Source organism: Frigoribacterium sp. Leaf164 (assembly GCF_001423665.1).
Lineage (GTDB): Bacteria > Actinomycetota > Actinomycetes > Actinomycetales > Microbacteriaceae > Frigoribacterium > Frigoribacterium endophyticum.
This window is the reverse complement of the sequence record NZ_LMOX01000003.1, coordinates 1,312,166-1,336,428: the sequence shown is the minus strand read 5'-3', so window position 1 is coordinate 1,336,428 and position 24,263 is coordinate 1,312,166. Positions and strand designations below refer to the sequence as shown.

Here is a 24,263-nt window from a genome sequence, read left to right as displayed (position 1 = left end):
CCGGGGAGGCGCCCCCTCCCCAGGGCGGTGCCCGCGACTCCCGCAGGCCCTCCGCCGGGCCCGGGCCGGGGCCCGACCTGCCCGCCGTCTAGGCTGGCCGCGTGCTGCTCTCCGACCACGACATCAAGCTCGAGCTCGACGCCGGGCGCATCGGCCTCGACCCCTACGAGCCGACGCTGATCCAGCCGTCGAGCATCGACGTGCGGCTCGACCGGCTGTTCCGGCTGTTCGACAACCACAAGTACCCGTTCATCGACCCCGCGGCCGACCAGCCCGAGCTGACGCGCCTGGTCGAGACGCCCGCCGACGAACCGTTCATCCTGCACCCGGGCGAGTTCGTGCTGGGCAGCACCTACGAGCGCGTCACCCTGCCCGACGACGTCGCCGCGCGGCTGGAGGGCAAGAGCTCGCTCGGCCGCCTCGGCCTGCTGACGCACTCGACGGCGGGGTTCATCGACCCGGGCTTCACGGGGCACGTGACGCTCGAGCTGTCGAACGTCGCGACGCTGCCGATCAAGCTGTGGCCCGGCATGAAGATCGGGCAGCTCTGCTTCTTCCGCCTCAGCTCGCCGGCCGAGCACCCCTACGGTTCGCAGGAGTACGGGTCGCGCTACCAGGGGCAGCGCGGGCCGACGGCGAGCCGGTCGTTCCAGGGGTTCGTGCACACCGACGTGTCGGGCGGGGCGGAGGCGGCGGGCGCCTGAGCGCCGTCGTCCCCGCTGCGCCGTCGTCCCCGCTGCGCCGTCGGCGTGCGCACGCGCGGTTCCCGGCCCGTCGGGGGACACGCGTCGTGCTCGGCTTCGCCCGGGGGGCAGGGCATTCGCTCCGTGTCCGGTCGATCTGCAGAAAACTCGCGTTCGTATCACACTGGGATGGCCTCGCGGTACGGGTTCAGGACTGCGAGTTGCTGGGTGCGGGCGGCGATGTCGGGTCTCTCGCCCGCACCCCCTTCACTCCCCGCTGCGTCAGCGCCGTGCGCAGTGGTCGCGGTGGCGGCCGCGGCCGAGTCCCGTGTGCCCTGAGCGCTGATCCACTCCGGAGTGGAGGACGCCTCCCCCGGCACCCCGCCCCCGAGCACACTCCTCCACTCCGGAGTGGAGGACGCTCCCCAGGCACCCCACCCCGAGACGCCTCCCCCAGGCACGCTCCTCCACTCCAGAGTGGATGAGGCTCCCCAGAACTACCTCCGGGCGCGTCCCGGCACCGGCACCGGCACCCGCACCCGCACCCGCGCCTACGACTCCAGCGTCTCGCGCGGCGACCGCCCGTAGTGCGCCACGTACGCCGCCGTGAAGCGCCCCGCGTTCGCGAAGCCCCAGCTCTGGGCGATCCCCGCCACGGTGTGCCCGCGCGTCGGGTCAGCCACCTGCAGATCGTGGTGCGCCCCGCGCAGCCGGGCCGCCCGCAGCACCGCCATGGGCGTCGTGTCGAGGTGCCGGCGGAACGCCAGCTGCAGCCCCCGCGGCGTCAGCCGGGCCGCCTCGGCGATCTCGACGACGCCGATGTCGTCGTGGGCGTGCTCCTCGACGTAGGCGAGCGCGCGCCGCACCGTCGACGGCACGGGCCGGGCGCTCGACGCCTCGCTCGTGCCGACCGCCGTCGTCGGGAAGGTCGTCACGAACGCCGCCACCAGCGACCGGAACGCCTGCCCCCTGATCAACGGGCTCGCCATCGCCGCGTCGTTGCGCACGACGTCCTGGTAGAGGTGTCGCATGTGCCCTCGCCAGTACCGGCCGAGGGCCTCGCTCTGGGGCTCCATGCCGATCACGTGCAGGCCTGCGGGAGGCGCGGTGAGCGACAGCCCCACCAGCTCGGCCTCCACGGCGGCCCGGTCGAGCATGAGCTGGGCCAGGTGGACGTCGTCCCACTCGGTCCGTTTGTTCGTGGTGGTGGGGAACGCGAACGGCTTCAGCAGCTCCGCCCGGTGGTCGGCGTCGCCCGCCTGCACCCGGAAGCCCCCGCCGAGCAGGCGGCAGATGCCGAAGAAGGGCAGCGGCTCGCTCTCGGCGCGCAGCGTGCCGGTGTACCGCATCTCGCCGACGGCGAAGCGGTGCTCGCCCGACACCGCGCGGCGGTAGTAGAACTCGTGGGCGTCGCCCGGCACGAGCTCGCGCATGCGGAAGGTGCGCCGCATCGCCTCGTGGGCGACGTCGGGGTCGGTGGTCTCCAGGCCGCGGATGCGCGGGTCGTCGAAGGGCGACGGCGTCACGGGCTGCGACGGGTACGGGGGCGACGGCATCGGTCACGCCTCTCGTCGAGGTGGGCGCCGGGCCGCTCGGGGTCAGGGAACGGCGTCGGAGCGTCGGGCTGATCCCCCGACGGCGTCAGCATAGTGCGACGCCTCCGGAGTTGCCCCCCCTTCGGCGGACGCCGATGTGCCCCGGAGGCGGGCCGCGGTGGGGAGGGACGAGCCGGGGAGGACGAGCCGGGGAGGGACGAGCCGGGGTGGAGACCTGAACCAACCCACACCCCGGCTCGCGCACCGACGCCGGGGGACCCGCCAGGGTCCCGACCCGGTGCTCACCACGGCCAGCCCGAACCGCCGTGGTGTGCAGTCTTCGGAGCACCGCTCGGAACGGTTTGGAGAATGTCTCAGAATTTTTTCGGGGAGTCCTCCCCAGGGCTCCGTGAGGCGGGGCTGTCCCCCGCCCCGCGCCTCCCGCAGCCCCGCCGCCGACGCACGGCGTAGCGTCGCGGCCATGGACTACAGGACCCTCGGGAACAGCGGTGCCTCCGTGTCGGAGCTGACACTGGGCACCATGACGTTCGGCGCAGAAGCCGACGAGACCACCTCTCACCAGATCCTCGACGCGTTCGTCGCGGGCGGCGGCACGCTCGTCGACACCGCCGACGTGTACAGCGCGGGGGTCTCCGAAGAGATCATCGGGCGCTGGCTCGCCGCGCGCCCCACCGACGCGGCGCAGGTCGTGCTGGCGACGAAGGGCCGTTTCCCCATGGGCGACGGCCCGAACGACGTCGGGCTCTCGCGGCGGCACCTCGCCCGTGCCCTCGACGACTCGCTCCGGCGCCTCGGCACCGAGCACGTCGACCTCTACCAGATGCACGCGTGGGACGCCCTGACGCCGATCGACGAGACCCTGCGGTTCCTCGACGACGCGATCAGCGCGGGCAAGATCGGCTACTACGGCTTCTCGAACTACCTCGGCTGGCAGGTCACGAAGGCCGTGGGCCGCGCCGACGCCCTCGGCTTCGCGCCGCCCGTCACGCTGCAGCCGCAGTACAACCTGCTCGTGCGCGACATCGAGCACGAGATCGTGCCGGCCTCGCTCGACGCCGGCATCGGCCTGCTGCCCTGGTCGCCGCTGGCCGGCGGCTGGCTGAGCGGCAAGTACCGCCGCGACCAGGCGCCCACCGGCTCGACCCGACTCGGTGAGGACCCGACGCGGGGCATGGAGGCGTGGGAGGCGCGCAACGCGGACGAGCGCACCTGGACGGTCATCGACGCGGTCACCGCGATCGCCGACGCCCACGGCGCCTCGGCCTCGCAGGTCGCGCTCGCGTGGCTGCTGGCGCAGCCGGCCGTGACCTCGGTGATCCTCGGCGCCCGGACAGTCGAGCAGCTCGACGACAACCTCGGTGCGTCGGGCCTCGTGCTCACCGCCGACGAGCTCACGCGCCTCGGCGACGCGAGCGCCCCGCGCATCGACGACTACCCCTACGGCACCGCCGGGGTCGCCCAGCGCGGCCGCCGCATCGACGGCGGTCGCTGACCCCCGGGCTCAGCCCGGCACCGCACGGTGCGACTGCGGGAGGCGCGGTGTCGGTCAGACCGGCACCGCGCCTCCCGCATGCGTGTGAACGATGGTCGTCGCCCCGTACTGCTCTCGTGAACCCTTCGCGCTGACGAGGGAGCCGGTCGGCACCAGTCGCTCGTCATCGGCGTACCAGCACGACGATCATCACGATGAAGAAGGGGACCATCCCGAGGAAGGTCATCGCGGGCCAGGATCCGCCAGGAGCGCGCCGGTCTGCCCAGCGGAGCAACCAGATGGCGACCGTGACCGGCAAGAACCCGAGGGGGACTCCTGCGATGACCAGGACGGTCGCCGCCAGCACGAGGACGAGAGCTGTCAGAGACGGCACCACGGCTGTCCGTGACGCACGCGCAGACCCCCCGGCCTGATCGGCCCTCCGATGAGGAGGGTGACCGACATCTCCTGACATGTGACGCTCCTCTCGGGAGCCCGGACCGAGGAGTCCCCGCGCGGCCGCCCCCTCATCAGCTGACGGTGCCCCAGACCGCCGGCCTTCGGCTGTCGGGGAGGAGCCCTGAGGGTGCGACCTCACGCGGCTCGAGCATGATGCGAGCCGACAGCTCGCGTCACGCTCACACTCTCTTCCCCCGGGCGACCGGTGTCAAGGATGTCACTGTGAAATTGTTGATATCCGTCAGATGAGGGCAGAACGAGGCGGATGGCGCTGGGCAGGAAGACGAGCAGACCTCTGCCTGCCCGGGCCGGCTTCCGCCTTGTGAGCTCGACCGAGTGGTCACGATCTGCTGCTCCCGGCGCGAGGGAAGAGCAGATCGGGACCACTCGACGCGTCAGCGGTGCAGGTCGGCCGTCGCGCCGACGCGGCCGTGGCGCACCCGGACGGCGACGGTCACGACCAGCACGACGACCGCGGCGACCAGTGCCGTGACCCCGGCGGCGGTGTCGAGCGGCTGGCCGGTGAAGCGTCCAACGGCGACCCACGAGAGGCCCCAGACCAGCGAGAGCATGGGCGCGATGCGGCCACGACCGGCGAGCGCGACAGCCACGCCCGACAGGCCGGCGACGGCGAGCACGACCGTCGACCAGACGCTGCTCGGGGCACCGAGGCCGTCGAAGCCGGACTCGACCAGCGCAGCCGCGATGTTGGCGGCGGTCGCGACCGAGACCCAGCCGAGGTAGAGGCCCATCGTGCCGTCGGTGACGAGCGCGTCGACCCAGCCGTGGGTCGGCGTGCGGAAGAGGGTGACGAAGATCCGCACCAGCACGGCCAGCAGGGCGACGATCACGACGACGCTGAGCCACACGTTCCCGAGCTGCACGGCCGCGAAGAGCCAGGCCGCGTTGAGCAGCATGGAGGCGGCGACCCAGTACCCGAGGCGACGGTGGCGGTCGACGCTGCGCTGGCCGGGCAGCGCCTGGTAGACGGCGTAGGCGACGAGGCCGAGGTAGATGACCGACCAGATCGAGAAGGCGGTGGTCGCGGGGGCGATCGGGGTGGCGTCGGCGCTGAGCGCTCCGCCGGAGGCTCCGGAGACGGAGGTGCCGCCGAAGGCGCCCGACCCCACCGCGGCGAGGACGACGGCCAGCACGGCCGCGACCACCACCACGATCTGACGGACGACGTCGCTCGGCTGGGGAGGGTGCGGTTCGGCTCGCGTGGCTGTGCTCATGTCGGCGACGGTACGCCGCCGAGATCTCTTAGCTACTGAATCATCAGGCGCTTCCCAGCCTCAGCGACCGGGTGCTGAGGAGTCGCGGGGCAGCCCCCAGCCCCCAGCGAGCCGCGCTGGTCCGAGTCCGGCACGCCCTGCCCGCGACTGTCGGTCAGTTGCCAATTTGAGGGCTTGAGAGGGCTCCGGAGGCCCGCATAACGGCAACTGACCGACGCAGGTCGTGGCCAGCACGGGCCCAGACGCCGCACCGCGCTCAGGCGGCGGGCCGCCAGCGCCGCAGCAGCTGCGCGTTCAGCGCCACGATCACCGTCGACAGGCTCATCAACACCGCCCCCGCCGCGGGCGACAGCACGAAGCCGACCGGTGCCAGCACGCCCGCCGCGAGCGGCACCGACAGCACGTTGTAGCCCGCTCCCCAGACGAGGTTCTGGATCATCTTGCGGTACCCCACCCGCGACAGCGAGATCACCGACAGCACCGCCCGTGGGTCGTTCGACGCGAGCACGACGCCCGCCGACTCCACCGCCACGTCGGTGCCCGCGCCGATCGCGATGCCGACGTCGGCCCGGGCCAGCGCGGGAGCGTCGTTGACGCCGTCGCCGACCATCGCGACCCGCTGGCCGCGCTGCTGCAGCTCGGCGACGCGCGCGTCCTTCTCGTCCGGGCGCACCTCGGCGAACACCTCGTCGATGCCCAGCTCGCGCCCGACCGCGTCGGCTACCTGCTGCGCGTCGCCGGTCACCATCGCGACCCGCACGCCCGCATCGTGCAGGCGTCGCACGGCCTCCGCCGACTCCGGCCGCACCTCGTCGCGCAGCGCGTACGCCGCCTCCACCGCTCCGGCACGCACGAGGTAGAGCACCGCGGCACCGTCGGCCCGCCACGGCCCGGTCGCCGTCGCCAGGTCGGCGGGCACCTCGAGGCCCTGGTCGCGGAGCAGGCCGGGGCCCCCGACGCTCACCTCGACCCCGTCGACGTGGGCCGTGACGCCGCTGCCCGTGAGCGAGCGGAACGACTCGACCCGCGACTCCGGCGCCCCGCCCTGCCCCGCGTCGGCCTCGGCCGCGCGCACCAGCGCCCGGGCGACCGGGTGCTCGCTGTCGCGCTCGACCGCCGCCGCGAGGCGGACGGCCGCGTCGTCGTCGACGAGGTCGGACGAGGAGGCGCGGGCCACGTCCGTCACCGCGGGCTCGCCCTTCGTGAGGGTGCCCGTCTTGTCGAACAGGACGGTGTCGACGGTGCGCATGCGCTCGAGGGCCAGGCGGTCCTTGACCAGCACGCCGGCCTTCGCGGCGCGCTCGGTCGAGATCGCGATCACCAGCGGGATGGCAAGGCCGAGGGCGTGCGGGCAGGCGATGACGAGCACGGTCACGGTGCGCGTGATCGCCTGGTCGAGGTCGCCGAGCAGCAGCCAGACGACGAACGTGACGACGCCCGCCCCCGCGGCGAACCAGAAGAGCAGCGCGGCGGCGCGGTCGGCGAGCGCCTGCGCCCGCGACGACGACGACTGCGCCTCGGCGACCAGCCGCTGGATGCCCGCGAGCGCCGTGTCGTCGCCCACCGCCGTGACGCGGACCCGCAGCGTGCCGTCGGTCGCGACGGTGCCCGCCACGACGCGGTCGCCCTCCGAGCGCGAGACGGTGCGGCTCTCGCCGGTGATCATCGACTCGTCCATCTCGGCGGAGCCGTCGACGATCGTGCCGTCGGCCGGCACGCGCGCGCCCGAGCGGACGAGCACGACGTCGCCGGCCACGAGGTCGGCGATCGCCACCTCGGTCGTGCCGGAGCCCGAGCTGCCGGAGTCGGACCTGCCGGAGTCGCGGGTCGAGCCGTCGGGGCCCGTCGCGTCGACGCGGTCGGCCGTGTCGGGCAGCAGGGCGGCGAGCGCGTCGAGGGCGCCGGAGGCGGCCCCGAGGGCGCGCATCTCGATCCAGTGGCCGAGCAGCATGATGACGACGAGGAGGGCGAGCTCCCACCAGAAGTCGAGGTCGAGGCCGCCGATGCCGAGCGTCGTCGCCCAGCTGGCGACGAAGGCGACGGTGATGGCCATCGCGATGAGCAGCATCATGCCGGGCTGCTTCGCCCGCGCCTCGGCGACGCCGCCGGAGAGGAACGGCCAGCCGCCCCAGACGAAGAGGAAGGTGCCGAGCACGGGCGAGATCCACTCGGCTCCGGGGAAGGACGGCACGTCGTAGCCGAGCAGGCCCGCGAACATCGAGCTGAAGGCCACGACCGGGATCGCGACGACGAGGCTCACCCAGAACTTGTCGCGGAACTGGGCGGCGTGGTCGCCGTGCCCGCCGTGTCCGCCGTGGTGGCCGGCGTGGGCGTCGTGGCCCGCGTGGGCGTCGTGCCCGGCGTGCGCGTCGTGCCCGGCGTGCGCGTCGTGCCCCGCGTGGTCGTCCCCGACGCCGTGCGCCTCCTGCCCGTGCGCGGCCGTCGCGAGGTCCGAGTGGTCGCCGTGGTCGCCGTGGTCGCCGTGCGCGGAGTCGTCGTGCCGAGGAGTCATGCTACATACCCTAGGGGGGTATCCGTGTCGCCGTCCAGATCTCTCGACCCGCGACTCCTCGCGGTAACCGGCCGACGGTCTCACGGCGGCCGCCCGGCCGCCCGCGGTCAGCCCCCGACGGGCGGCCCGACGATCAGCAGCACGACGAAGACCACGACCACCGCGGCCGCGAGCAGGACGACGGCGAGCACCAGGTGACCGAGGACCCAGCGGAGGAGGCGGTCGGCCGGCCGCCGGTCACGCGGGTCGTCGGTCGCGGTGCGGCGCCAGTCGCCGCGGAGGCCGCCGCGGCGGTCGATCCAGCGCTCGACGGGCAGGGAGGCGAACGGCACGACGGCGCTGGCGAGGGCCGCGGCCGTCACGCCGAGGCTCCAGCGCTGGTTGACCGCGACGACGACGCCGGCCACCAGGTACGCGAGGAAGACGAAGCCGTGGATCGGCCCGGCGACGCTGACCGGCCAGTCGCCGACCCGCGCGACGTACTTGAGCAGCATGCCGCCGATGAGCAGGGCCCAGGTGACGACCTCGGCGACGGCGAACGAACGGAAGAGGGTGCGAGGCGACACGGGGGCTCCAGGGGGTCGACGGGACTCCGCTCATGGTCGCAGGCCGCCGCTGGGCGACGCCTCCCGTCGTGCACACCACGCACCCAGCAGGAGGCGCCCCTCCTGTTCCGAAGGATCCTCAGGAGGCGCGGCGTACCCTGGTCTGGTCAGGTCAGGTCAGCGACGACGACGAGGGGACTCCATGAGCGACCACGAGAAGCACGACACGACACGGCACGACGCCCCGCGCGACACCGCTCCGGGCCGCCTCCGCCTCACCTGGCCCACCTTCCGCGGCTCGCCCGTCGGCTGGGGCATCCTCGCCTTCCCGCTGCTGCTCGACCTCGTCCTGGTCGGCCGGCACCTCGGTCGCGGCGACCCGGTCACCCCGTTCGGCGTCGTCCTCACGATCGCCGTGCTCGTCGCCCTGGCGGTCGCGATCACCGGCCTGGTGCAGACGATCCGGCACCCGCGGCCCGGGCCGCCCGTGTGGCAGGGCGACGACGCGCGCTGAGGCTCGGTGCTCCCTGGGTGCCGACCAGCGCCTCCTTGCTTGGCTGGGGGGCATGACTACTCTCGCGATCATCGGTGCCGGCAAGGGGCTCGGCGCTGCCGTGGCCCGTCGATTCGGGCGGGAGGGATTCAGCGTCGCGCTGATCTCCCGTCACCAGGGGCGGCTCGACGCCCTCGCGGCCGAGCTCGAGGCCGACGGCGTCACCGCGCAGGGCTTCGTCGCCGACGTGCGCGACCCCGCCTCCGTGGCCCGGGCGCTCGAGGCGGCGACCGAGGCGCTCGGGCCGATCCAGGTGCTGCAGTACAGCCCGCTGCCGCAGAAGGACTTCATGCGGCCCGTGCTCGAGACGACGCCGGCCGACCTCGTCGGGCCCGTCGAGTTCTCGATCTACGGGCCGGTCGCGGCCGTGCACCAGGTGCTGCCGGGCATGCGCTTCCTCGGGCGGGGGCCGGACGGCCACGGCGGCACGATCCTCTTCGTCAACGGCGGCTCGGCCGTCACGCCCGGGCGCACCGTCACCGGCACCTCGATCGCCTTCGCCGGCCAGGCCGCGTACGCGCAGCTGCTGCACGACGAGCTGGCGGACGAGGGCATCCAGGTGTCGCAGCTGATCATCGGCGGGGCCATCACGCCCGACGACCCGGAGAAGACGCCGGAGGCGCTGGCCGAGCGGCTGTGGGGGCTCCACACCCGGCGCGACACCTTCCGGGAGCAGGTCAGCGCCGACTGAGGCGACGGCGCGGCGCCAGCTCGGCGCCAGCGCGGCCGGCGAGTGGTCACGAAGTGCTGCTCGCACGGGGCGGGACGAGCAGTTCGCGACCACTCGAGCCGGCGTCGCTCGGACGTCGACGCCGCGACGGCGGCGAGCCTGAGCCCGGCCGGTGAGTCCGCCCGGCACGGAGGCGGGCGGCGTAGCGTCACGCACAGCACCGGATCAGCACACGAGCGGCATCGTCGCGGAGACCCCCCTGTGGTCACCGAGGCGGTGCCGCGTGCTCGTGGCCCGAGCCGCACGCAGTGCGCACAGCGCCGCGCTGCGCCACCCCGTGCCGCGCCACCCCGTGCCGCGCCGCCCGCCCCGCGCCGCCCCCGCTACGCCCCGCCGAACCGCTCCGTGCGCACCCGGGTCGGGTCGTGGCCGGCGTCGACGAGCCAGCCGGCGATCGTCTCGACGAAGCCGTTCGTGCCGCAGACGTAGACGAGCGGGTGCTGCTCGGCGGGCAGCGCCAGCTCGAGCAGTCGCTCGCGGGTGAGGCGCCCGGCGGGCCGGGCCGCTCCCTCCGGCGCTCCGCGCGTGAAGATCCAGTCGACCGTGAGGTCGGGGCCCGCGGCGGCGAGCCCGGCGAGCTCCGGCGCGAACCACTGGTCGTCGGGCGTCCGCACCGAGCAGATCAGCCGCATCGGGGGCGCGTCGTCGCGCTCCGACCGCGAGCGGATCATCGCGACCAGGGGCGCGACTCCCGACCCTCCACCGATCAGCTGCACGGGCGACCGCGAAGGTGCCGGGGCCCCCTCGGGCTCGGGCAGCACCGCGTGCACGGCCGAGTCGGGGTCGAACTCCGTCGGCGGCCACACGAACCAGCCGCCGATCGGGCCGCGCACCTCGACCGGGTCGCCCGGCTCGGCGGCCTCGACCAGGTACGGCGAGACCTCGCCGTCGGGCAGCTGCTCGACCGAGATCTCGAGGGCAGCGGTGAGCGGATCGCCGTGCGTGCCCCGCACGTCGGAGAGCGAGTACGACCTGACGGCCTGGTAACCGTCGTCGGCGGTCAGCCTCAGGTCGACGTGCTGGCCGGCACGGGCGGCCCGCAGGCCGGGCACGGCGACGACGATCGACCGGCCGGTGCCGCTCAGCGGGGTCGTCGAGACGACCGTGCCGGGCCGCCAGGCATAGGGGTCGGCACCGCTCACGCGTAGCGTTCTTCGCGCCAGGGGTCTCCGTGGCCGTGGTAGCCCATGCTCTCCCAGAAGCCGCGGCGGTCGGTCGCCATGGTCTGGACGCCCTGCAGCCACTTCGCGCTCTTCCAGAAGTAGAGCCCGGGCACGAAGAGCCGCGCCGGCCCGCCGTGCTCGGCGTGCAGGGGCTGGCCCTCGTACGTGTCGACCACCCACGCCTTGCCGCCGAGCAGCTCGTCGAGCGGCAGGTTGGTCGTGTAGCCGCCGTAGCTCGTCGCCATCGCGTAGCCGTGGTCGGTCTCGAGGCCGTCGAAGAGGGTGTCGAGCGAGACGCCCGACCAGTGGGTGCCGAGCTTGCTCCAGCTCGTGACGCAGTGGATGTCGGTCTCGATCGCCTCGTGCGGCAGGGCCTGGAAGTCGGCCCAGGTGAGCGAGCGCTGGCCCTGCTCGGTGCCGACCTGCAGCTCCCACCGCTTGATGTTCGGGGTGGGGCCGGCCGAGAGCACGGGGAAGCCCTGCTCGAGGTGCTGCCCCGGGGGGAGGCGCGGGTCGGCCTCCCGACGTCGGCCGAAGCCGGTGAACCCTGCCATCGCGCGCCTCCTGCACCCTGGGGCGACGCCGTGCGGCGGCGTCGCGCGGGGCTCGTTCGCCCCGACCCGGCCCACAGTAGCGGGGCCCCCCGACGCCCGGCGAGACCACCAGCCTGGGACTGGCCTGGGAGGCGGTTGACCTGCAGGTGCACGGGGGTCGTACGGTGGTGGCAGACCCCCAGCGAAAGGACTCCCCCATGGCTGAGTACACCCTGCCCGACCTCCCCTACGACTACTCCGCTCTCGCGCCGCACATCAGCGCGCAGATCATGGAGCTGCACCACTCCAAGCACCACAACACGTACGTGACCGGGGCGAACACGGCCAACGCCGCCCTCGCCGAGGCGCGCGACAAGGGCGACCTCGCCAACGTCAACAAGCTCGAGAAGGACCTCGCGTTCAACCTCGGCGGCCACGTCAACCACTCGATCTTCTGGACGAACCTGACCCCCGAGACCAGCGAGCCCGTCGGCGACCTGCTCGAGGCCATCGGCCGCGACTTCGGCGACCTCGAGAAGTTCAAGGCGCACTTCACGGCCACCGCGCTCGGCGTGCAGGGCTCCGGCTGGTCGGTGCTCGCGTACGACGTCATCGGTCAGCGCCTCAGCGTCTTCCAGCTCTTCGACCAGCAGGGCAACGTGCCGTTCGGCCTCGTGCCGCTGCTGATGCTCGACGTCTGGGAGCACGCCTACTACCTGGACTACCAGAACGTCCGTGCCGACTACGTCAAGGCCTTCTGGAACATCGTGAACTGGGAGAACGTCGCGCAGCGCTACGCCGCCGCGACCACGAAGACGCAGGGCCTGCTGACCTTCTAGCCGCACCCGCTGCCTCACCAGGGCCGCGCCTCCCCCGTCACGACGGGCCGGGGGCGCGGCCCTGTCGCGTGCGGCCCCGTCGCGTCCGGCCTCGCTCGCCCCTGGGGACGACCACCCCTCGCCGTCCCTCCCCACCCCCCGGGCATGCGCCTCCGGGATGAACCTGACCCCCGGGAGGCGCGGCGCGGCCCGCCCCTCACCTAGCCTTCTGCACATGATCGACGTGAGGCGGTGGGGACGGCACGCGGTCGCCCCGGCCGCGGCGACCGTCTACTTCGTGTTCTGGGTGGCGGCCTCCTGGGGCCGCGGCGGCGTCGCCGACAACAGCGTCGTCTTCGGCCTGTTCGCCCTGGCCATCGGCCTGTCGTGGTGGATGCCGTCGACCGCCCTCGCTCTCGTCGTCGTCGTGCCGGTGCTGCAGCTGCTCGGCCTCGCCGAGGCCCCCGGGCAGGACACCTGGACGGCCTACGTCGCCGTCGCGCTCGTCATGGCCTTCGTCGCCGTCCGGCCCTCGCCGTGGCTGCGCCTCGCCGCGCTGCTGGTGGCGGGGGTGACGGCCGGGCTCGCCGCCTGGCTGCTCACCGTGCCGACGCTGACCCGGCCGCAGAGCTGGAGCACCTGGGTGGGCGCCGGCACCGCGGGCCTCCGCATCGAGTTCTCGCTGCTGATGGCCGCTCTCTTCGGCGTGTTCGCCGGGGCGTGGGCGATCGGGGTCGCGTTCGCGAGCATCCGCCGGGTGGTCGTCATCCGCGCGGCGCTCGAGGCCACCGAGACCCGCTTCGAGGCGGCCGACCTCGAGCTGCGGCTCGAGCAGGAGCGCGCCCGCATCTCGCGCGACGTGCACGACGCCCTCGCGCACTCGCTCGCCGTCGTCGTGTCGCAGGCCCAGGGGGCGATCGCGCTGCGGGCCACGCGCCCCGAGGCCGCCGACGCCTCGCTCGCCACGATCGCCGAGGTCGGCCGCACGGCGCTGCTCGACGTGCGGCGACTGGTCGAGCGCATCACGCACGACGACGACGTGACCGCCCCGCGCCAGACCCTCGCCGACCTCGGGGTGCTCGCCGCCGCGATGCGCGAGGCCGGCATGGAGCTCGACGTCGTCGTCGAGGGGACGCCCGCCCTCGCCCCCTCGCAGGAGCTCGCCGTCTACCGCATCGTGCAGGAGAGCCTCACGAACGCCCTGAAGCACGCGGGCACGACGAGCACGGTCGCGGTCGTGCTCGACCACCGCGGCGAGGGGCTGTCGCTCTCCGTCCGCTCGCGCGGGCGGGGCTCCCCGCTCGTCGCCGCCCGGGAGGGTCGCGAGGGCGGCGCGGGCGTCCGCGGCATGACCGAGCGGGCACGGCTGGCGGGCGGCTGGCTGACGGCCGGCCCGGCCGACGACGGCGCCTCGTTCGAGGTGACCGCCTTCGTGCCGTCACGGGGTGAGCGGGCCGCGACCACCGCCTCCCCGGCGCCGACCTCCCCCGGGCCGCCGCCTCCCGACCCGGGCTCCCGCGACCTGGACTCCCGCGACCTGACCACGCCAGACCTGACCGAGAAGAGCACCCCATGATCCGCGTCGCCGTCGTCGACGACCAGCCGCTGTTCGCCAGCGGGCTCGAGATGCTCATCGAGGCGCAGCCCGACATGGCCTGCGTCGGCACCGCCGTCGACGGGCGGCAGGCGCTCGAGCTGGCGGCGCGCACGAGCCCCGACGTCGTGCTGATGGACCTGCGCATGCCGGTGATGAACGGCCTCGAGACCACGGCCCGGCTGCTCGAGGGCGTCTCGCCCGACGAGCTGCCGCGGGTCGTCGCCCTGACGACGATCCAGCGCGACGAGGCCGTGTACGGGGCGCTCAAGGCCGGCGCGTACGCGTTCCTCACGAAGGACGCCACGCCCGACGAGGTGCTCGGCACCATCAGGGCCGCGTTCGCGGGCGAGCCCGTCTCGACCGCCGACGCCGCGCTCGACGTCGTGCACCGGTACGCCGTGCCCGCCCCCACGCCGCCCGTCGACCCGCTGGCCCCGCTCTCGCCGCGCGAGCGCGAGATGACGCTGCTCATCGCCCGCGGCCTGAGCAACACCGAGATCGCCGCCGAGGCCTTCCTCAGCGAGGCCACGGTGAAGAGCCACGTGCGCGCCGTGCTGCAGAAGCTGGCCCTGCGCAGCCGCGTGCAGATCGTCGTGTTCGCCTACGAGAACGGCCTCGTCTCCGGAGCCGAGCGGAGGCGCGGGTGACGGAGCGCGACCGCGAGCAGGTCGCCAAGCGGGTCACCGCCGTCGCGGTCGCCCTCGTCGTGGCCGGGGTCGTCGTCGCGGGGCTGCCGTCGACCCGGCCCTGGGCCCTGCCCGACACGCCCGACCGCGACCGCGCCTCCTGGGCCATGCCGCTCGACCAGTACATCGGCGTCGGCGACATCCGCGTCGGCTACGCGCAGGAGCTGATGATCGAGAAGTGCCGCACCGACGAGGGCGGCGACGGCTCGAGGGTGCCCTGGCGAGACGTCGACGCGGCGACCACCGCGGCCGAACGTCAGCCGACCCGGGCCTTCGACCTCGACCAGGCCGAGGCTCGGGGCTACCACGTGCCGCCGACCGACGACCCGGGCGAGGCTGCGTGGCGCGAGTTCGTCCTGAGGCCGGTCTCGGCCGCCGAGAGCGCCGCGAGGGACCGCTGCGTCGACAGGCTGTACTCCGAGCACCCCGAGCTGCTCTCCGGCTACCTCGGCACGGGCACCGGGACGGTCGGCGACATCGCCACCCGGCTCAGCGACGCCGCCTTCCGCGACGCCCGCGACGACGACGCGGTGCTCGACACGGTGCCCGCCTGGCTCGAGTGCCTGCAGCCCGTCGCTGAGGCCGGCTGGGAGCTGCCGCCCACCCCGGCGGGCATGCCGACCGACGCCATGGCCGGCGCGTTCGCGTCGTCCGACCCGACGACCCCGGTCACCGAGGCCGAGCTCGACGTCGCCACCGCCGACGCCGCCTGCCGCGAGTCGTCGGGGTACCTCGACGCCCTCTACGACGCCGAGTGGGAGCACCAGCTCACCGTGCCCCACGACTACGGCGAGCGCCTCTCACAGGTCGACACGGGAGCGGTCGCGGCGGCTGAGCGCACGGTCGACGACGCGCTGGCCCGGCTGACGCCGCCGGCTCCCTGAGCTGCCGGCCCGCGCCTCCCGCAGGCCGCGCCGTCCGCACCAGGCGCCTCCCGCAGCCTCCGCTCCCCGCGCCTCCCGCCCTGCCCCTGCCCCCCGCCCGGGGGCCTGTCGAAACCGTCCCGCGGGTATGTAACCTGGGGTACAGAGGGACCACGGCGCCGGGGGGCGCCTAGGGGGCCGAGGGGAGGTCCGTGGGCCTGACCAGCGCGACGAGCGACGTGGTCAGGCCCTCGGACCCGGGGGCCGCCATCCACGGCAGCAGCACCGAGAGCAGCTGCGCGAGCCGCTCGAACACGTCGGCCCGCCCGGTCGTCGCCCCGGAGAGGGTCTGCACGCCCGTGTAGGCCCCGACGAGCAGGTGCGTCGCGGCGTCGACGTCGAGGTCGGCGCGGAAGGCGCCCTCGTCGACCGCTCCGCGGATGAGCCGGCCCATCTGGTCGAGCCAGTCGAGGTACGGCGGCGCGACGGTGAGCGCGCGGTCGGGCACCTCGGTGGTGAGGCGGATGCCCGCCGTGATCGTCACCTCGCGGGTCAGCTGGGTCGCGAGCGACGCGCACGACAGCACGATCGCCTCCGCGCACGAGCGGGCCTCGGCCGAGACCCGGTCGGCGTAGGCGCGCGCCAGGCGGTGCTGCTCGGCGATGACCGCGTCGGCCAGCGCGGCCTTCGACGGGAAGTGGAAGTACAGCGCGCCCTTGGTCACACCCGCCGTGTCGGCGACGACGTCGAGCGACGTCGAGCCGTAGCCCCGCTCGTCGAAGACCTCGGCGGCGGCGTGGAGGATCGCCGCGCGCGTCGCTCGGGCACGCTCTTGCTGGGGCACGGAGAGACACAGTACCGGCGGGCCCCGGGGTGTGACGCCCGCCCCGGTCAGGCCGCGGGCGTCTCCGGCAGGGCAGGAGTCGCGGGTCGGCCCCGGCGCGGAGCCCGGCTGGCGTACAGCACGCCCCCCACGACGGCCACGCCGGCGACCACCTCGACCGCGTCGGGCACCTCGTCGAAGGCCGCCCACGACGTGAGCACCCCGACCACGGGCACGAGCATCGAGAACGGCGCGACCGTGCTCGACGGGTACGCGGCGAGCAGGCGGGTCCAGAGGCCGTAGCCGAGCACCGTCGCGACCAGCACGACGTACAGCAGGCCGACGACGCTCGGCAGGGCGTCGAGGGTGCCGACGGTCGCCAGGCTGCGGCCGATGCGCCCGGGCCCCTCGACGGCGAGCGAGAGGGCGAGCATCGGGATCGGCGGCACCACCGACATCCAGAGCGTGAGCCGGAGGGGGTCGGGGGCGGCCGCCCGCCGCACCGCCACGTTGCCGAGGCCCCAGCCGAGCGCGCCGCAGAGCACGAGCACGACGGGCAGCAGCGCCGCCACCTGGGCCCGGTGCACCGCGATCACGGCGAGGGCGAGCACCGCGACGCCGATGCCGATCGCCTGGCGCCGGGTGATGCGCTCGCGCAGCCAGAACGCCGCGATCACGACGGTCGCCGGGGCCGACGCCTGCAGCACGAGCGACGCGAGGCCGGAGGGCATGCCCGCCGCCATGCCGAGGTAGAGGAAGCCGAACTGGAGGATCCCCAGCCCGAGGCCGACGAGCAGCAGGCTGCGCCACGGGATGGGTGGGCGCGGCACGAACAGCAGCGTCGGCACGGCCAGCAGCGAGAAGCGCAGCGCGACGAGGAAGATCGGCGGGAAGTGCTCGAGCGCCAGCGCCGTCATCGGGAAGTTCACGCCCCAGCAGACCGCGACGACGAGGGCGAGGAGGCGGTCGCGGGGCGTCATCCGGCCAGCCTGGCCGAGCGGGCGGCGGGGGCGCCAGCCGACGCGCTGGTCGTCCGGCCGAGCAGGCCACCGGTCGGCGGGCGGCCCTGCCCCGGCGGTGCCGCGAGCGGTGCCGGGTGCTCGCACCGCGCCTCCCGCAGGCCCCTGCCGACCGCGCCGGCGAGCCCGGCCCGGGCCCGGGGGACGCCCGCGGTCCCCCGTTCGGCTGCCTGTGCCGGAGGGCCCCGCCGTGCTGTCATGGGGGACCACCAGCGTCGGGCCGTCGACGAGCGTGCCCGGGAACAGGCTCCGATGTCGACCACTCCCCGCGCCGCCCTCGGCCCCCGCGCCGCCCGGGCCGCCCTCGGCGCGGTCGTCGCCGCCGCGCTGCTCGCCCTCGTCGGCTGCACGTCGTCCGCCGACCGCGGCGAGCGCGACGGCGACGCCGACCGCGACTCCGCCTCGGCCACGCCGACCGCCGCGCCCGACCGCGTGACGCGCGAGACGATGCGCACCGCCCCGACCGACCTCGTCTTCCCCGGCGGGCTCGCCGTCGAGCCGGGCTCGCTCGCCTCGCGGGCGCAGGCCGAGCTCGACGCCGCGGGCCAGCCCGGCCAGGCCGACGCGGCGGGCGTGATCGCGGCGCAGCCCGTGGCGATGTGGATCGGCGACGGCTACGACGACGAGCAGCTGGTGAAGGTGGTCACCGACTTCCTCGACGCGGCCGACGCCCAGGGCGCGACGGCGGTCTTCGTCACGTACGCCATCCCCGACCGCGACTGCGGCAACTACTCGGCGGGCGGGCTCACGTTCGACGAGTACCCGGCGTGGAACCGCACCATCGCCGAGACGATCCGCGGCCACGACGCCGTGGTGATCGTCGAGCCCGACTCGCTCGGCATCCTCAGCCGCTGCCCCGACCTCGTCGAGGAGAGGCTGCCGCTGCTGCGCCAGGCCGTCGAGGACTTCGCGGCGGCCGGCGTGCCCGCCTACCTCGACGGGGGCAACTCGAACTGGGTCGACGCGCAGACGATGTCGGAGCGCCTGCTCGCCGCCGGGGTCGAGGACGCCCGCGGCTTCTTCACGAACGTGTCGGGCTTCTACCGGGTCGACGAGGAGCGCGCCTACGCCGAGCGCCTCTCCGCCCTCACCGGCGACAGCCACTTCGTGATCGACGTCTCGCGCAACGGCCGCGGCTGGCAGGGCACCTGGTGCAACCCCGACGGGGCGGCGCTCGGGCAGGACCCGCACGTCGCCGGGGGCAGCGGGGGGCTCGACGCCCTGCTCTGGGTCAAGACGCCCGGCATCAGCGACGGCACCTGCAACGGCGGGCCCGCGGCGGGCACCTGGTGGCCGTCGTTCGCGGAGGGCCTCGTCACCCGCCGCGTCGAGGACGAGGGCTCGCAGCAGTAGCCGCGGGGCCGGCCGGGACCGTCGGGAGTCACGGGCCGGGCCCGGCGCACCGGCGTCAGCGGCTGCGCAGCAGCTCCAGGAACTCGTCGGCCATGCCGAGCTGGCGCTCGAGGCGGGCTCGTCGCTCGACGGTCTGCTCGATGAAGGAGTCCAGGCGGGCGCGGACGGCGGCGACGTGCTCTGGGGAGCCCTCCGCGCCTCCCTCGGGGCCTGCCGTGGTCGCGGACTCGAGGTCGGCGACGACGCGCAGCAGCTCGGCCATCTCGTCGAGGGAGAAGCCGAGCGGCTTCATGCGACGGATCACCATGAGGCGCTGGAAGTCGGCCTCGGTGTAGAGCCGGAAGCCGCCCTCGGTGCGGCCGGTGGGGGCGAGCAGGCCGACCTCGTCGTAGTGGCGGATGGTGCGCAGCGACATCTCGGCGCGCTCTGCCAGCTCGCCNAGGGTTGATCGTACGGCAGGGTCGCCGTGCGCCCCCACTCTTCCAGACTCTCCTCAGGAGCCCCGTGACGTCTCCCGCCTCCCCCTCCTCCGTCGTGCCCGTGCACGTCGACGACACCGTGCTCGGCGTGCTCCGCTCGCCGCGCCTGCTCACGAGGGAGGCGCTGGCCGGCATCGTCACCACGCTCGCCCTCGTGCCCGAGGTGATCTCGTTCTCGGTCATCGCGGGCGTCGACCCGATGGTCAGCCTGGTCTCGTCGGTCGTGCTCGCGATCGTCATGTCGCTGCTGGGCGGCCGCCCGGCGATGGTGACGGCGGCGGCCGGCTCGGTCGCGCTGGTCGTGGCGCCGCTCGTGCAGCAGCACGGCGTGGAGTACGTGCTGCCGGCGGTGCTGCTGGCCGGGGTGATCCAGGTGGCGTTCGGCACGGCGGGGCTGGCGCGGCTGATGCGGTTCATCCCGCGGTCGGTGATGATCGGGTTCGTCAACGCGCTCGGCATCCTGATCTTCGTCGCGCAGGTGCCCCACGTGGTCGACGTGCCGTGGGTGGTCTACCCGCTGTTCGCGCTGACGATCGCGATCGTCGTGCTGCTGCCGCGGCTGACGAAGGCCGTGCCGGCACCGCTGATCGCGATCGTGGTCGTGACGGCGATCGTGGTGTTCGCCGGGCTGAACGACGTGCACACGGTCGGCGACGAGGGCCCCATGGGCGGCGGGCTGCCCGGGCTGACGCCGTGGCTCGTGCCGGTGTCCCTCGACACGCTCGTGATCATCCTGCCGACGGCGCTCAGCGTGGCGTTCGTCGGCCTGATGGAGACGCTGCTGACGGCCAAGCTGGTCGACGACATCACCGAGACGCCGTCGCACAAGGGCAAGGAGTCGTGGGCCCTCGGCGTCGCGAACATCGCCGCGGGCTTCTACGGCGGCATCGCGGGCTGCGCGATGATCGGGCAGACCGTCGTGAACGTGAAGATCGGACGGGCCCGCACGAGGGTGTCGACCGTGGTGGCCGGGCTCTTCCTGCTGCTGCTCGTGACGGGGCTGAGCTCGGTGATGGCCCGGATCCCCATGGTCGCGCTGGCCGCGGTGATGATGATCGTGGCGATCTCGACGGTCGACTGGCACAGCGTGAAGCCGTCGACGCTGCGGCGGATGCCGCTGCCCGAGACGCTCGTGATGGTGGTGACGGTCGTCGTGGTCGTCGCGACCGGCAACCTCGCGATCGGCGTCGCGGTCGGCGTGCTGCTGGCGATGGTGCTGTTCGCGCGGCGGATCGCGCACGTGATCCGGGTCGAGCGGACCGTCGACGCGCAGAGCGGTGCGGTGCGCTACGACGTGGTCGGGCCGCTGTTCTTCGGCAGCAGCAACGACCTGGTCGAGCACTTCGCGTACCGCGACGACCCGGCCTCGGTCGTCGTCGACCTGAGCCGGGCCCAGGTGTGGGACGCCTCGAGCGTCGCCGCCCTCGACTCGGTCGAGACGAAGTTCGCGGCCCACGACGTGGCGGTGGAGTTCGTCGGGCTCGACGACCGCAGCCACGCCTTCCGCTCGAGGTTGACGGGGCAGTTCGGGGAGTAGGTCGGGGAGGGGGGCAGGTCGGTCGGGCGCTCCCCGGCGCGAGCCGCCGGCGCGAGCCGCCGGCGCGAGCCGCCGGCGCGAGCCGCCGGCGCCGTCCGCCGTGGCGGACCCGCTCGGCGAGATCTCGGAGAAGTGGTCCCTGGGATCGCTGATCCACTCCAGAGTGGAGGAGCAAGCCTGCCTCTCGCCCCACACCCACCCCGCTGCTCCACTCCGGAGTGGAGGAGCGAGCCTGCCTCTCGCCCCACACCCACCCCGCTGCTCCACCCCAGAGTGGAGGAGCGAGACCGGTGACCTGCGGACACGGTGACACGGCGGGGTGAGGCGGGTCCTCGTCCTCCTGGGCGGGTCGGCGCCGACCCGCCCACGACGACACGGACCCGCCGGACCGACCGCGACAGCGCTCGGGAGGACGCGCGTTCACGGCTGAGCTCCTCCACTCCAGAGTGGATCGACGAATCTGGGGCGTCACATCCGGACGGCGAGCTCCTGGCAGCCCAGCTCGCGGCGATGAGGCCGACCGCCAGCAGACTCACGCCGCAGCGCGGGCGCCAGGAGACTCACGCCCCGGCGCGGGCGACCCACGACGGACCCGCACAGCAGCGCAGGCGGGCGGCGGGACGGACCCTAGGCGCCGATGCGCACGAAGTGGTGCGGCTGGTCCCAGATGGGGCGCACCGCGACGAAGCCGCCGGGCTTGGGCGCGTCGAGGATCATCCCGTTGCCCGCGTAGATCCCGTCGTGCGCGAGGTTGTCGAAGACCACGAGGTCGCCGGGCACGGCGTCCTCGGCCGAGACGCGGGTTCCCTCCGCGTCCTGCGTGGGCACGTAGTGCGTCAGCGAGATGCCGAACTGCGAGTAGACGAACGTGATGAGGCCCGAGCAGTCGAACTTCGTCGGGTCCTCGCCGCCGTGCACGTACGGGGTGCCGATGTACTGCATGGCGACGGCCAGCACCTGGTCGCGGTCGAGCGTCGGGTAGAGCGGGTCGGCCAGGTAGCTCTCGGTCGTGCGGCCGTCCCACACCGAGGTGCTCGCGGCGGCGGAGTTCAGCTTCACCTGCGTCGCCAGGTCGACCAACGACGTCGCCGAGTACGCGTCACGGCTCATGTCGGCGTCGATCACGTCACCGTCGACGGAGAGGCTCTGCGACGCTCCCCGCGCCGCCGACGCCCCGGGGCCGGCCGCGACGGCCTGGGCTCCCTGGTCGGCGCTCGCGAGCAGGGGCAGCGTGCCGCTGGCGGCGAAGCCGATCAACGCGGCGACCACCGAGACCTTCTTCACGACGGCACCGAGACGACGAGCCGCGGGGGCAGGGGCGGGGGCGGGGGACGTAGGTGCAGCAGCAGCGCTCGGCACCGCAGCCCGCCGGCCGGACGCGCGGGTCGAGTCCGCGGCACGGCTCGCCGACGCTGCCCTGGCCGACACGACCTTGCGGCTCACGCCCGCGGTCGGGGCCGCGACCGGCTCGCCGGCGAGCTCCGCCGCCTGGGCGGCGACGGCGTCGGCACGGGCGGCCGAACGGCGACCGCGGAGCAGCGGGCCGGTGGCCGCCTCGGAGGCGGCGACGAGGGCGTCCGACTGGACGAACGAGGCCCGGCAGGTGGTCGGCAGCACGGCGGCCTGGGCCCGACGGCGGCCCCGGGGCCGCAGCAGCGGGGCGTCTCCGCCTCCGGTGGTCGACGCGTCGCGATCCGAGTGCTCGGTGCCCGACAGGTCGGCGGAGGCGGTGCTCGTCACGCGGTCGGTCCTCTCGGTCACTCGTCGGGAACACTCGACCCTATCGCCGGAGCGCCCTCGGCACGAGTCCTGGGAGCACACCGGCCTCCCCGCTCACGCGGGTGAGCCGTCGGCCCCTCACCCTCCTCACCCGCTCGGGGCGGGCGGTTCCGGGGGCTCGACCCGCGACTCCTCACGGCGGCGTCGCAGCTCACGACGGAGGGCCCGGCGCTCCCGCCAGCTCGGCGGCGGCGGGGCCGCGGCGGCCTCGGCGGCCGCGGCCGCACGGCGGGCACAACGACGCTCGTGCCAGCGCAGCACCTCGTCGTCGACGTCGCGCGTGGGCGTCACGACGGGCGGTCCGCCGGTCAGCTGGCGGCGGGCCTCGACGATGCGGGCGTTGTAGTCGTCGACGTGGGCGCGCACGGCGGCCTCGCTGCCGAGCCGGTCGAGGGTGTCGTCGAACTCCGCGTGCTCGGTGCGGAGCGACAGCGCGGGAGGCGCCAGCCCGGTGAGCCCTTCGCGCTCGATCAGGCCGCGGATCCACCAGTCGGGGTCGACCGTGTCGCCCGCGAGGCCGGGCAGCGGCTTGCCCGCCAGGGGCAGGTCGTCGAAGTCGCCGCGCGCGACGGCGACGTCGATCGCGGTGCGGGCCCAGGCGCGCATCTCGGCGGCGGTGCGGGTGTCGCGGGGGGCGTCCTCCGGCGGGGCCTCCCCCTCGACGCGGTACCGCGCAGCGTTGATGCGCGGGTCCGATCTCTCGCTGGCCATGCCGATGAGGGTACGCCGCGCCTCCGACGTCGTCCGGAGCCCGTCCGGAGCCCGCCGAGTGGTCACGAACTGCTGCTCCGAGGGCCCGGCGACGACAGTTCGCGACCACTCGACCGGGAGGCCGAGGACCCCAGGACGGGAGGACGCCGAGGAGGCGCGGTGCCGGTCGTCCGGACACCGCGCCTCCTCGGCTGCGGGGCGGCCTCGGCCGCCCTCCGCCCGCGACCTACAGCGTCGCCGCGGCCGGGTCCCAGCCCTCGGGCAGGGGCGTCGGCTTCGGCACCGACGACGTGACGTCGACGGGCGAGCCCTGCTCCGCCGCGGTCGAGACCGCGAGCAGCACGTCGAGGACGTGCGCCGCGACCGCGCCGCTGGCCTTCTCGTCGTCGCCGCCGCGGATCGCCCGCGCGAGGTCGACGACGCCGGAGCCGCGGCCCCAGAACGAGCCGGAGGCGGTGAGCGTCTCGGGCTCCTCCTGGCCGAACCGCCAGAGGGCGGAGTCGCCGTCGAACATGTTGGGGTCGGGCAGCACGATGGTGCCCTCGGTGCCGCTGATCTCGACGAAGCCCATGCGGGGCAGCGCGTTCTGGAAGCTGAACGTCGACTGCGCCGACTGCCCGCCCTCGAAGCTGATCAGCGCCGCGTGGTGCGTCGGCACCTCGACGGGGAAGGTCTCGCCGGCGCGGGGGCCGCTGCCGATCGTGCGGCGCTCGAACGACTTCGACGAGACGGCCGACACCCGCGAGGCCGAGCCGAAGGCGTGCACGAGGGTCGTCACGTAGTACGGGCCCATGTCGAAGAGCGGGCCGGCTCCGACGGCGAAGAGGAAGTCCGGGTCCGGGTGCCAGGCGTCGGGGCCGGGCACGTGGAACATCGTCGTCGCAGTGAGCGGCTCGCCGATGTCGCCGCGGCCGATGGCGCGGAGCGCCGACTGGATGCCGCCGCCGAGCACGGTGTCGGGGGCGCACGCGACGCGCAGGCCCGCCTCCCGCGCGGCCGAGAGCAGCTCGGCGCCCGACTCGGCGTCGAGGGCGAGGGGCTTCTCGCTCCAGACGTTCTTGCCCGCGGCCACGATCTGGCGGCCGACCTCGGTGTGCACGGCCGGGATCGTCAGGTTGACGACGATCTCGATGTCGTCGCGCGACAGCAGCTCGTCGN

At 74.3% G+C, this 24,263-nt stretch carries 21 protein-coding genes and 2 pseudogenes; 10 read left to right on the top strand and 13 right to left on the bottom strand.

Going from position 1 to position 24,263, the window contains the following annotated elements:
- The first annotated feature begins 101 nt into the window (after window positions 1–101).
- Window positions 102–704, top strand: coding sequence for a dCTP deaminase (dcd, locus tag ASF82_RS14285; protein WP_056058380.1), 603 nt, complete (start codon window positions 102–104; stop codon window positions 702–704).
- Between the two features lie 530 nt (window positions 705–1,234).
- On the opposite strand, the gene ASF82_RS14275 is transcribed toward dcd, so the two are convergent.
- Window positions 1,235–2,239 (bottom strand): AraC family transcriptional regulator, encoded by a 1,005-nt coding sequence (locus ASF82_RS14275; RefSeq protein ID WP_056058374.1) that lies wholly within the window; start codon window positions 2,237–2,239, stop codon window positions 1,235–1,237.
- Between the two features lie 460 nt (window positions 2,240–2,699).
- Here ASF82_RS14275 and ASF82_RS14270 point away from each other — a divergent pair, with 460 nt between their 5' ends.
- A complete protein-coding gene (locus ASF82_RS14270) occupies window positions 2,700–3,731 on the top strand; it encodes an aldo/keto reductase (RefSeq protein ID WP_056058372.1) in 1,032 nt (343 codons plus the stop codon).
- A 163-nt stretch (window positions 3,732–3,894) separates the two neighbouring features.
- On the opposite strand, the gene ASF82_RS14265 is transcribed toward ASF82_RS14270, so the two are convergent.
- The 4 genes from ASF82_RS14265 to ASF82_RS14250 all read right to left on the bottom strand — a co-directional run bounded on the left by ASF82_RS14265 (window position 3,895) and on the right by ASF82_RS14250 (window position 8,482).
- Window positions 3,895–4,104 carry a hypothetical protein gene (locus ASF82_RS14265; RefSeq protein ID WP_235491297.1) on the bottom strand — a complete coding sequence of 70 codons (210 nt, stop codon included), beginning with the start codon at window positions 4,102–4,104 and terminating at the stop codon, window positions 3,895–3,897.
- Window positions 4,105–4,564: 460 nt separating this feature from the next.
- On the bottom strand, window positions 4,565–5,404 hold the full coding sequence (locus tag ASF82_RS14260; RefSeq protein WP_056058366.1) for a tryptophan-rich sensory protein: 840 nt from the start codon (window positions 5,402–5,404) through the stop codon (window positions 4,565–4,567).
- Between the two features lie 256 nt (window positions 5,405–5,660).
- Window positions 5,661–7,916, bottom strand: a complete 2,256-nt coding sequence (locus ASF82_RS14255) for a heavy metal translocating P-type ATPase (RefSeq protein WP_056058363.1) — start codon at window positions 7,914–7,916, stop codon at window positions 5,661–5,663.
- A gap of 107 nt (window positions 7,917–8,023) precedes the next feature.
- Window positions 8,024–8,482, bottom strand: a complete 459-nt coding sequence (locus ASF82_RS14250; protein ID WP_056058360.1) for a DUF3817 domain-containing protein — start codon at window positions 8,480–8,482, stop codon at window positions 8,024–8,026.
- Between the two features lie 181 nt (window positions 8,483–8,663).
- On the opposite strand from ASF82_RS14250, the gene ASF82_RS14245 reads away from it, so the two are divergent.
- Window positions 8,664–8,975: a hypothetical protein gene (locus ASF82_RS14245; RefSeq protein WP_056058356.1), complete on the top strand. Its 312-nt coding sequence runs from the start codon at window positions 8,664–8,666 to the stop codon at window positions 8,973–8,975.
- Window positions 8,976–9,027: 52 nt separating this feature from the next.
- Window positions 9,028–9,705, top strand: coding sequence for an SDR family NAD(P)-dependent oxidoreductase (locus tag ASF82_RS14240; RefSeq protein WP_056058353.1), 678 nt, complete (start codon window positions 9,028–9,030; stop codon window positions 9,703–9,705).
- A 362-nt stretch (window positions 9,706–10,067) separates the two neighbouring features.
- On the opposite strand, the gene ASF82_RS14235 is transcribed toward ASF82_RS14240, so the two are convergent.
- Window positions 10,068–10,886: an FAD-binding oxidoreductase gene (locus tag ASF82_RS14235; RefSeq protein WP_056058350.1), complete on the bottom strand. Its 819-nt coding sequence runs from the start codon at window positions 10,884–10,886 to the stop codon at window positions 10,068–10,070.
- Window positions 10,883–11,461 (bottom strand): molybdopterin-dependent oxidoreductase, encoded by a 579-nt coding sequence (locus tag ASF82_RS14230; protein WP_056058347.1) that lies wholly within the window; start codon window positions 11,459–11,461, stop codon window positions 10,883–10,885. Before ASF82_RS14230 ends, ASF82_RS14235 begins: the two co-directional genes overlap by 4 nt.
- Window positions 11,462–11,658: 197 nt before the next feature.
- Here ASF82_RS14230 and ASF82_RS14225 point away from each other — a divergent pair, with 197 nt between their 5' ends.
- The 4 genes from ASF82_RS14225 (at window position 11,659) to ASF82_RS14210 (ending at window position 15,425) form a co-directional block, all read left to right on the top strand.
- Entirely contained in the window at window positions 11,659–12,279 is a 621-nt protein-coding gene (locus ASF82_RS14225; RefSeq protein WP_056058344.1) for a superoxide dismutase, read from the top strand.
- A 214-nt stretch (window positions 12,280–12,493) separates the two neighbouring features.
- Window positions 12,494–13,834, top strand: a complete 1,341-nt coding sequence (locus ASF82_RS14220) for a sensor histidine kinase (protein ID WP_162240279.1) — start codon at window positions 12,494–12,496, stop codon at window positions 13,832–13,834.
- Complete coding sequence (locus ASF82_RS14215; protein ID WP_056058338.1) at window positions 13,831–14,502, top strand: response regulator transcription factor; 672 nt, start codon at window positions 13,831–13,833, stop codon at window positions 14,500–14,502. Before ASF82_RS14220 ends, ASF82_RS14215 begins: the two co-directional genes overlap by 4 nt.
- On the top strand, window positions 14,499–15,425 hold the full coding sequence (locus ASF82_RS14210; RefSeq protein ID WP_056058335.1) for a hypothetical protein: 927 nt from the start codon (window positions 14,499–14,501) through the stop codon (window positions 15,423–15,425). The genes ASF82_RS14215 and ASF82_RS14210 overlap by 4 nt, the downstream gene beginning before the upstream one ends.
- A 169-nt stretch (window positions 15,426–15,594) precedes the next feature.
- On the opposite strand, the gene ASF82_RS14205 is transcribed toward ASF82_RS14210, so the two are convergent.
- Window positions 15,595–16,248 carry a ScbR family autoregulator-binding transcription factor gene (locus ASF82_RS14205; protein ID WP_056058331.1) on the bottom strand — a complete coding sequence of 218 codons (654 nt, stop codon included), beginning with the start codon at window positions 16,246–16,248 and terminating at the stop codon, window positions 15,595–15,597.
- A gap of 47 nt (window positions 16,249–16,295) precedes the next feature.
- Window positions 16,296–17,207, bottom strand: coding sequence for an EamA family transporter (locus ASF82_RS14200; RefSeq protein ID WP_056058329.1), 912 nt, complete (start codon window positions 17,205–17,207; stop codon window positions 16,296–16,298).
- A gap of 291 nt (window positions 17,208–17,498) precedes the next feature.
- On the opposite strand from ASF82_RS14200, the gene ASF82_RS14195 reads away from it, so the two are divergent.
- Window positions 17,499–18,599: a glycoside hydrolase family 6 protein gene (locus ASF82_RS14195; RefSeq protein WP_056058324.1), complete on the top strand. Its 1,101-nt coding sequence runs from the start codon at window positions 17,499–17,501 to the stop codon at window positions 18,597–18,599.
- Window positions 18,600–18,654: 55 nt separating this feature from the next.
- On the opposite strand, the pseudogene ASF82_RS14190 reads toward ASF82_RS14195, so the two are convergent.
- Window positions 18,655–19,038 (bottom strand): annotated as a pseudogene (locus ASF82_RS14190) (MerR family transcriptional regulator); the annotation flags it as partial.
- Between the two features lie 65 nt (window positions 19,039–19,103).
- Between ASF82_RS14190 and ASF82_RS14185 the strand changes: the two are divergent.
- Window positions 19,104–20,615 (top strand): SulP family inorganic anion transporter, encoded by a 1,512-nt coding sequence (locus tag ASF82_RS14185; protein WP_056058318.1) that lies wholly within the window; start codon window positions 19,104–19,106, stop codon window positions 20,613–20,615.
- A gap of 627 nt (window positions 20,616–21,242) precedes the next feature.
- On the opposite strand, the gene ASF82_RS14180 is transcribed toward ASF82_RS14185, so the two are convergent.
- The 3 genes and pseudogenes from ASF82_RS14180 to ASF82_RS14170 form a co-directional block, all read right to left on the bottom strand.
- Window positions 21,243–22,355, bottom strand: a complete 1,113-nt coding sequence (locus ASF82_RS14180; RefSeq protein ID WP_156370165.1) for a C40 family peptidase — start codon at window positions 22,353–22,355, stop codon at window positions 21,243–21,245.
- A 126-nt stretch (window positions 22,356–22,481) separates the two neighbouring features.
- Window positions 22,482–23,105, bottom strand: a complete 624-nt coding sequence (locus ASF82_RS14175) for a DUF1992 domain-containing protein (RefSeq protein WP_056058313.1) — start codon at window positions 23,103–23,105, stop codon at window positions 22,482–22,484.
- A 226-nt stretch (window positions 23,106–23,331) separates the two neighbouring features.
- Window positions 23,332–24,262, bottom strand: a pseudogene (locus ASF82_RS14170) (Gfo/Idh/MocA family protein); the annotation flags it as partial.
- Window position 24,263: the final 1 nt, after the last annotated feature.